The sequence below is a fragment of the Streptomyces sp. NPDC051940 genome (assembly GCF_040680895.1).
Classification (GTDB): domain Bacteria; phylum Actinomycetota; class Actinomycetes; order Streptomycetales; family Streptomycetaceae; genus Streptomyces.
Window position 1 is genome coordinate 19868 of sequence record NZ_JBFAXR010000114.1, and the last position, 7735, is coordinate 27602.

General features: G+C 73.4%; 6 protein-coding genes. 3 read left to right on the forward strand and 3 right to left on the reverse strand.

Annotated elements, in window-relative coordinates; genetic code table 11:
- The first annotated feature begins 38 nt into the window (after nt 1–38).
- The gene (locus tag AB0M28_RS31550; RefSeq protein WP_365412597.1) at nt 39–1319 is read left to right on the forward strand and encodes an aldolase/citrate lyase family protein; all 1281 of its coding nucleotides are present in this window, start codon (nt 39–41) and stop codon (nt 1317–1319) included.
- Between the two features lie 2 nt (nt 1320–1321).
- Here the strand turns inward: AB0M28_RS31550 and AB0M28_RS31555 are convergent, their stop codons facing one another.
- A complete protein-coding gene (locus tag AB0M28_RS31555) occupies nt 1322–3199 on the reverse strand; it encodes a hypothetical protein (RefSeq protein ID WP_365412599.1) in 1878 nt (625 codons plus the stop codon).
- A gap of 234 nt (nt 3200–3433) precedes the next feature.
- Nucleotides 3434–4516, reverse strand: coding sequence for a hypothetical protein (locus tag AB0M28_RS31560; protein WP_365412601.1), 1083 nt, complete (start codon nt 4514–4516; stop codon nt 3434–3436).
- Between the two features lie 236 nt (nt 4517–4752).
- On the opposite strand from AB0M28_RS31560, the gene AB0M28_RS31565 reads away from it, so the two are divergent.
- The gene (locus tag AB0M28_RS31565) at nt 4753–5415 is read left to right on the forward strand and encodes a class I SAM-dependent methyltransferase (RefSeq protein WP_365412603.1); all 663 of its coding nucleotides are present in this window, start codon (nt 4753–4755) and stop codon (nt 5413–5415) included.
- Nucleotides 5416–5442: 27 nt separating this feature from the next.
- Here AB0M28_RS31565 and AB0M28_RS31570 read toward each other — a convergent pair whose 3' ends face one another.
- A complete protein-coding gene (locus AB0M28_RS31570) occupies nt 5443–6426 on the reverse strand; it encodes a LacI family DNA-binding transcriptional regulator (RefSeq protein ID WP_365412609.1) in 984 nt (327 codons plus the stop codon).
- Nucleotides 6427–6607: 181 nt separating this feature from the next.
- Here AB0M28_RS31570 and AB0M28_RS31575 point away from each other — a divergent pair, with 181 nt between their 5' ends.
- Nucleotides 6608–7555 carry an ROK family protein gene (locus AB0M28_RS31575; protein ID WP_365412605.1) on the forward strand — a complete coding sequence of 316 codons (948 nt, stop codon included), beginning with the start codon at nt 6608–6610 and terminating at the stop codon, nt 7553–7555.
- Nucleotides 7556–7735 lie beyond the last annotated feature (180 nt).

Consider the following 7735-nt stretch of genomic DNA (forward strand, 5'->3'; position numbering starts at 1 on the left):
GCCACGGGCTACGTTTCGCTTCAACAGTTTGTTGACGAATGGGGAGCGTGGCAGTGCACGGCAACACGGTGGCGACGACGTTCGAGGTCTCCGTACGGACGCGCATCGGCGCGTCCCTGGCCGCCGTGGACGCCGAGCTGACCCGCCGCTACCCCGGCGACCCCGGCACCCGGCAGCCCGTGCACACCGTCTACGTCCCCGGCGACGCGTACGCCGCCGGCACCGTCCGCGCCTGGGGCGACCGGGCCCTGGCGCTCCTCGACGAGCACGCCCCGGACCCGGGAGCGCTCGCCGCCGTGCTCGGGCTCGACGAGGAGCTCGCCGCGCCGGTGTACGAGCGGGTCCGCGCGAAGCTGGAGCGCGAACCGGTCGAGGACCTGCGGATCGACTTCGAGGACGGCTACGGGCCGCGGCCCGACGACGAGGAGGACGAGCACGCCGCCCGCGCCGCCGCGGTGGTCGCGGCCGATGGCCGCACGCCGTACATCGGGATCCGGATGAAGTGCATGGAGGCCGCCGTGCGGGACCGCGGCATCCGCACGCTCGACATCTTCCTCACCGGACTGATGAACGCGGGCGGCCTGCCCGACGGTCTCGTCCTCACCCTGCCCAAGGTGACGTACGCCGAGCAGGTCACCGCCATGGCGCGGCTGCTGGAGGAGTTCGAGAAGGCGCACGGGCTGGCCGCCGGCCGGCTGGGCTTCGAGATCCAGATCGAGACCACGCAGGCCGTCCTCGGCCCCGACGGGACCGCGACCGTCGCCCGGATGATCGACGCCGCCGAGGGCCGGGCCACCGCACTGCACTACGGCACCTTCGACTACTCGGCGGCGTGCGGCGTGAGCGCGGCTTACCAGTCGATGGACCATCCGGTCGCCGACCACGCCAAGGCCGTGATGCAGGTCGCCGCGGCAGGGACCGGCGTACGGCTGTCCGACGGCTCGACGAACGTGCTCCCCGTCGGCGGCACCCGCCAGGTGCACGACGCCTGGCGGCTGCACCACGACCTGGTCCGCCGCTCCCTGGCCCGCGCCTACTACCAGGGCTGGGACATGCACCCCGGTCATCTCCCGACCCGGTACGCCGCCGTCTACGCCTTCTACCGCGAAGGGCTGGCCCAGGCCGCCGACCGGCTGGCCGCCTACGTCGCGAAGGCCGGCGGTGCCGTGATGGACGAGCCGGCCACCGCCCGGGCCCTGAGCGGCTATCTGCTGCGCGGCCTGGACTGCGGCGCGGTGGACGCCGGGGAGGTCGCCGGGCTCACGGGCCTGGACCGCGGCGCGCTCGACCGGCTGGCGGGGCGCGCCGCGGCCTCGTGACCTCAGTAGGCGAGCCTGACGGTCACGTTGATCGTGCCGTCGTGCGGGACCTTCAGGATGTGCATCCGCCGGCTGCCGTCGCGCAGATAGCTGACCGAGGACGCCGCGATGGCCGCGGCGCGGGGCCCGCCCCAGCGGATCCGTACGACACCGGACCCGCGGTGCAGGTCGATCCCGGTCGCCGTGGCCGCGGCCGAGCCGCCCCACGGCACGGTGGTGCCGTCGGTGAAGACCACCCGGTCGGATGCCCGAAGGATCAGCGGCATCGTCTCGGTCGCGGCCGAGGCCGCCCGTACCGACCGCTGCACCAGCCCGTCGCTGACCTTCACGTCGGTGACGACCGAACCGCTGGGGGTGCCGAAGCGGAAGGCGTACGGGTCCCCGCCGAAGAACTGCGCGGCCTGCGGGCCGTCCGAGTCCGGGACCTGGCCGGGCAGCACGGTGGCCCACAGGCCGTAGTCGTTGTCGTTCAGTGACTGGATGACGGTGCCGGCCACCGGGTGCCACAGGAAGCTCAGCCCGGTGCGCGCCATGGTGGTCGGCCGGGTGCCGAGGTAGGCGCCCAGGTAGACGTTCGGCCGCCGGACGTACAGGAAGTGCTGGCCGCCGTCGGTGCGGTGCTCGGTGAAGTTCTTCGAGGCCAGGTAGGGCAGGGCCGCGATCGCCTGGTCCTTGGCCTGCCCGGTCGGGTACCGCTCGCCGTACAGGGCGTGGGTGAGGATGCGGGGGGAGGTGTCCTTCTTGACCAGGCCCGGCACCGGCGAGGTGTCCGCGGCCCAGGCGGCGCGCGCGGCGGCCAGGTCCTCCCGGGCGGACAGGAACGCTCCCAGCGCGGGCACGGCCGGGACGAACTGGGCGTTCAGCGCGGTGCGTTCCGGGTCGGGCCGGGTGTCGTCGTAGGCGCGGGAGCTGGTACGCGTGGACGGCGCTATGTTGCAGAACCAGCCGGCGCCGTCGGGCTCGCGCAGCAGGTTGTAGCCGAGCCAGTCCGTGTACCTGGCGGCCATCGTCACCAGGTTGGTGTCGTCCGACTGGCGCCAGGCGTCGGCCAGTTCGGGCAGCATCACCTCGAAGTTGTAGTTCATGTCCATGCCGCCCACCTCGTAGAAGAAGCCGGCCGGGCTCTGCCCGTGCTCCGCCAGCCGGACGAAGGCACTCGTCAGCTGCGTGCGCAGGGCGGCGTCGGGATTGGTGCGCAGCGCCAGGGCCGCACCCGCCAGTCCGGCGGTGACCTGGTTCGCGTAGTGGATCGGGGTCTGCCACACACCGCCGTTGGCCGGGTCGAGCAGCCAGGTCATCGCCCCGTGCAGCGCGCCGGCGAGCTGGGTGCGCCGCGTGGGCAGCAGGTTGGCGTCCTTGAGCAGCACGTGGGTCTTGCTGAGATAGCCGAGCGCGAAGCCGGTCGCGGGGAGGGAGTGCTCACCGGCGCCGTACTCGGGCCAGGAGCCGTCGGAGTGCTGCAGGCCCAGATAGTGGCCGAGCGCCGCGTCCAGCCCCGCGAGCAGCGCCGGGTCGCCCGTGTACGGGTTCCAGGAACGGGTCTTGGTGAGGAACCAGGCCAGCGTGTACACGTGCTCCTGGACCCGTGCGTTGTACGTCGCCGAGGGCGTACGCCACCAGCCGCCGCCCATGAAGCCGAAAGTCGAGGGGTCACTCCCCTCGATGTCGCCGACCATGGCGGAGAGGCTCACCAGGTAGGGGGCGAACCGCTGTTCCTCGACGGCGAAGGCGCGCCGGTCGGGCGCTCCCGGGGGCAGCGGGGCGAGGGGCGGCAGGCTGCCGGCGGCCAGCGCGCGGGACGCGGGCAGGGCGGCGAGAAGGCCCGCGGCGCCGGCGGCGGTCAGCAGGGTGCGGCGCGACAGGGGGGTTGCGTACGTCACAGGGCGGCTCCTGAGAGGTGGGCTGTGTTCACGCTGACGGGGTGGGAAAACCGTTCCGCTGATCGGAAACGGTCGTCGCACCGGGAGCCGTCGTCAAGGTGCTAATACGAATTACCACTGGGGAGTTGTCCTCGCCGGGGTTCGTCGCCGGCCGCTGGGGGAGCCGCCCCGCCCGGCGCCGGGCACACGGAAGGGCCGGAGGGAGATGTCCCTCCGGCCCCGGAATCCGGTGTGTCAGCTCTGCCGCAACGGCGGCATCGGGATCGGGATGTTGTAGTGCGTGGCGCCCGCGCCGACGCCGCCCTCGCAGGTGTTGGGCGGCTGTGTGCCGATGCCGCGCGTCGAGGGCTTCTCGGCCGCCCAGAACATGTAGCCGAGCATGCCGCTCGTCGCTCCGACGCCGTTCGGTGCGACGTTCTGGACGAAGCTCCCCGTCAGGTACTGCAGGGAGTTGATCAGGTCCGTGCACTCCGCCATGGTCCGGTTGCCGTAGCCGATGTACAGGCCGCCGGTGAACTTGGCGGGGGCCAGTGGCAGGACCGGCGGCGAGTACTGCGGCTTGCCGTCCACGTGCTCCTGCCAGTTGGCGATCGCGCCGTCCACGGAGGGCTGGCGCGCCGGCACCATCGCGTTGGCGTAGTCCAGCACCGGGGCGTCCGTGCGCAGCCAGTCCTGGGTGGCCTTGCGGTTGATGCCGATCAGCCAGCGGTCGCCCGCCGCGGTGTCGATCGTCAGCCGGGAGGCGTGCTTGGCGCCGGTGGCGTCGTACGGGTGGACCGAGCGGTAGGCGTCGATGAACGCCTGCAGGCCGGTGAGGTTGGGGTCCGTGTTCTGTTCGTAGTCGATCTCGATGCCGACGCCGAGCTGGGTGGCCACCTCGGCGGCGTTCAGGCCGAGCTGGTGGGCGTTCTGCGCGAGCGCGGCGTCCCACTCGTCGGTGTAGGTGATGCCGCCGATCGAGAGCTGGACGCGGACGCCCTTGGACTTGAAGTAGTTCACGATGTCGGGCGTCATCCCGCGCGGGACGCCGTTCACCGTGCCCGCGTCGTTGGTCTTGTTGAGCAGCTTCAGCGGCTCGACGAAGCTGAGCACGATCAGGTTGACCGACGGACGGCCGTCGCCGCGGTCGATCAGCCAGTGGTTCTTGGAGTCGAACTCGGCCACGGACCGCGCCGTGGACCAGGTGCAGTAGTCGTCGCTGCAGTGCCAGGCGCCGTAGATCTGCAGCGGTGTGGCCGCGGTGGCGGTCGCCGCCGAGTTGAGGGGCACGATCAGGCCGATGAGCAGCCCGAGGGCGAGCAGGAATCTGTGCCGCACGCTTCCTCCTGTGGGGGGCTGGACCGTGGGGGGCGATCGAATGGTATGGACCAAAGTGGTGGGCGGCAAGAGTGCGTACCGGACGGTCTGTTGTGGTCGGTGCTCTGTGGTCGTGCTCCGGCCGGGCCTCGGCGCCCTGTGGTTGTGTCCGCGGGCCGCGGCGCCCTGTGGTCGTGCTCCGCAGCTCTCGGCGAACATCGCGGTGCGGTCCGGGCGATGCCCGTAGCGTCCGGGAGATGACGGAAGCGCTGTACGACGCTCATGCGGACTGGTACGAGGACTACATCGCGGCGGCCGACTTCTACGCCGAGCAGGTGCACCCCCTGCTCGAGGGGCTGCTCGGCCCGGGGGAGGGTGCGTGTCTGGACGTCTGCTGCGGCACCGGCGCCCGCGCCCCGGTGCTGGCCGCGCTGGGGTGGACGCCGGTCGGGGTGGACCTCTCGCGCGGTCAGCTGCGGCACGCGGCCCGGCGGCTGCCGGTCGCCGTGGCCGACGCGGTGGCGCTGCCGGTGGCCGACGCGTCGGTGCCGGCGGCGGTGTGCGTGCTGGCCAGCACGGACGTGCGCGACTATGCGGCCGTGACGGCCGAGATCGCCCGGGTGCTGCGGCCCGGCGGGCGGTTCGTGCACGTCGGGGTGCACCCCTGCTTCGTGGGTGCGTTCGCGGACTGGAGCGAACGGCCGACGGTGGTGATCGACGAGCGGTACGCCGACCGGGGCCACACCCGTGACGCCTGGAACCCGGAGGGCGTACGGGCCCGGGTGGGCGCGTGGCACGTACCGATGGCGGAGCTGCTCAACGGGGTCACCGGCGCCGGGCTGCGGCTGGCACGCGTCGCCGAGCGGGGGCGGGGCGGGGTGCCGGAGCTGTTCGGGCTGGTGGCGGTCAAGCCGGGGTGACCGGGGGCGTCGCGGGGCGCGGCCGGCTCACTCCGGCGGGAGTTCGCCCGAGCCGCGGGCGATCAGGCGGGTGGGGATCTCCACCCGCTTCGGGGCGTCGTGGTGGCCGTCCAGACGGCGGAAGAGGGTCTCCGCCGCGGTACGGCCCAGCGCCACGGGGTCCTGGGCGATGACCGTGATGCCGGGGGAGAGGAGGTCGGCCAGCTCGAAGTCGTCGAAGCCGATCAGCGCGAACCGCCGCTCGGCGGTGGCCAGATGGCGTACGGCCGTCACCGTCACCCGGTTGTTGCCCGCGAACAGCGCCGTCACCGGCTCGGGTCCGTGGAGCATCCCGGCGAGCGCGGCGCGCACCCGGTCCGGGTCCGTGCTGCCCATCGACACCCAGGACGGGTCGGCCGGCAGCCCCGCCTCGGCCATCGCGTCGTGGTAGCCGCGCAGCCGCTCGGCCGCCGTGTGGATGCGGACCTGGTCGCCGATGAGTCCGATCCGGCGGTGCCCGTGCGCCACGAGGTGCGCGACGGCCGCGCGGGCGCCGCCGTAGTTGTCCGAGAGCACCGCGTCGGCGTCGATGCGGCTCGCCGGGCGGTCCACGAAGACCGTGGCGATGCCCGCCTCTATCTCCGGCTCCAGATAGCGGTGGTCGTCGCTGGCCGGGATGATCACCAGGCCGTCGACGCGGCGGGCGCACAGGGCCAGGGCCAGCTCCTCCTCGCGCTCCGGGTCCTCCGCGCTGGAGCCGTTGATCAGCAGCGTCTCGTGGGCCCGCGCCACCTCCTCCACGGCCCGGCTGAGCGGGGCGTAGAAGGGATCCGCGAGGTCCTCCAGCACCAGGCCGATGCTCGAGGTGCGGCCCTTGCGCAGGATGCGGGCGCTGTCGTTGCGGCGGAAGCCGAGGGCCGTGATCGCGTCCCGGACCCGGCGCTCGGTGTCGGGCGTCACGCCGGGCTCGCCGTTCACCACCCGTGACACGGTCTTCAGGCCGACGCCGGCGCGGGCGGCGACGTCCTTCATCGTGGGGCGGTTTCCGTACGGGCGGCGGGACTGCTGTGTCACGTCCGTCTTCCTGTCAGCGGGGCACGTGCGCTCGATCATAGGGGCTGGACAACGTTGTCAACGGCAGGGGAGACTGAGCTCTCCGCTTCTGTACGCCCTCGGCGTCCGCCGCATCCGTTCCCCTCCAGGAGCCCCCACGATGAGTCACGACCTCGCCGCCGCCCTCGATATCGGGGGTACCAAGATCGCCGGTGCGCTGGTGGACGCCGGCGGGCGGCTGCTGGTGCGGGCCCAGCGTCCCACGCCGGCCGGGCAGGACGGCGCGACGGTGATGGGCGCGGTGGCCGAGGTGCTCGGTGAGCTGCGCGCGGCGCCCGGGTGGCAGCGGGTCGCCGCGGTCGGCATCGGCAGCGCGGGGCCGGTGGACGCGTCGGCCGGGACGGTCAGCCCGGTGAACATCCCCGGGTGGCGCGGCTTCCCCCTCGTCGCCGAGGTCGGCAAGGTCGTCGGTGACCTGCCCGTGGTCCTGGTCGGTGACGGGGTGGCGATGACCGCGGCCGAACACTGGCAGGGTGCGGCGCGGGGGCGGGACAACGCGCTGTGCATGGTCGTGTCCACGGGGGTGGGCGGTGGTCTCGTGCTGAACGGGCGGCTGCACACCGGGCCCACGGGGAACGCGGGCCACATCGGCCACATCAGCGTCGACCTCGACGGGGATCCGTGTCCGTGCGGGGCGCGCGGCTGCGTGGAGCGGATCGCCTCCGGGCCGAACATCGCGCGGCGCGCCCTGTCCCTGGGGTGGCGGCCGGGGGCGGACGGTGACGCCTCGGCCGCGGCGGTGGCGGCGTCCGCGGCCGGTGGTGATCCGGTCGCCTTGGCGTCCTTCGACCGGGCCGCGCAGGCGCTGGCTGCGGGGATCGCGGCTACGGCGACGCTCGTCGAGGTCTCCCTCGTGGTGGTCGGGGGTGGTGTGGCGGGGGCGGGTGAGCTGCTCTTCGGGCCGTTGCGGCGGCATCTGAAGGGGTATGCGGTGCTGTCCTTCGTGGCCGGGTTGGAGGTGGTGCCGGCTCGGTTGGGGGTGGATGCGGGGTTGATTGGGGCGGCGGGGGCGGCCGCGGGGGCGCGGGGGTTGTGGGCGGTGGGGTGAGGTTCGCGGCCCTGGGCCGCGGAGTTCCGTTGCGGGGGCTGCGCCCCCGGGCCCCCATTGCGGGCTGCGCCTCGCTTGTCGCGCCTGGACGGCGCTCGGCCTCAAACGCCGGCCGGGCTGGGTTCGGGCCGCTCCCCCTGACGCCTGGCGGCGGGCGTTGTCGGCGCTGCGCGCCTCGGC